Raw genomic sequence first — 534 nt, 5'->3', positions numbered from 1 at the left:
CTTAATAAACAAGTGAAAAGAATCCTTGGGTATTCCATTATATTTTCTTAGCGTTCTTTTCGCCTGATTCCAGAAATTCTCAATGCCATTGATGTGATTATACCCATTCGCAAAATGGCTTGAATGATTGATTCTATAATGTCTAAAACCTGCTATGTCCAAAGCATTATAACTATGCCAGTGATCTGTATAAACAATACTGTCAGGAGTTATTTTCTCTGAAATTACAGGCATTAAGGTGCTTGATTTCGTATCGGGGATAATAACCGTATAGACCTTTCCATTTCGTTTAAGCAAACCAAACACAATCACTTTTCCAGCAGCACCTCTTCCCCGTTTTCCCTTGCGTGTGCCACCGAAATAACTTTCATCCAGTTCAATTTCACCATCAAACACTTCGAGGGCTTCCAGCCCTAAATGATAGGCGATTATCTTACGAGTTTTGGTATAAAAGAGAGCAGCAGAATTAGGGTGAATCCCTAGTAAATCTGCTGCTGATCTGGCTGTCACTTCAAGCACAAAAAACTCGAGTAG

The 534-nt window shown here is 39.0% G+C and carries 1 protein-coding gene; it reads right to left on the bottom strand.

Annotated elements, in window-relative coordinates; all coding sequences use genetic code 11:
• Positions 1–534: IS1595 family transposase (locus J500_RS16820; RefSeq protein ID WP_052024149.1), on the bottom strand; the 534-nt coding region annotated here is incomplete at both ends.

The sequence above is a fragment of the Acinetobacter sp. 479375 genome, from assembly GCF_000581715.1.
Taxonomy (GTDB): domain Bacteria; phylum Pseudomonadota; class Gammaproteobacteria; order Pseudomonadales; family Moraxellaceae; genus Acinetobacter; species Acinetobacter ursingii.
Note: the sequence above shows the minus strand (reverse complement) of the source record. Positions and strands in the feature narration are given on the sequence as shown.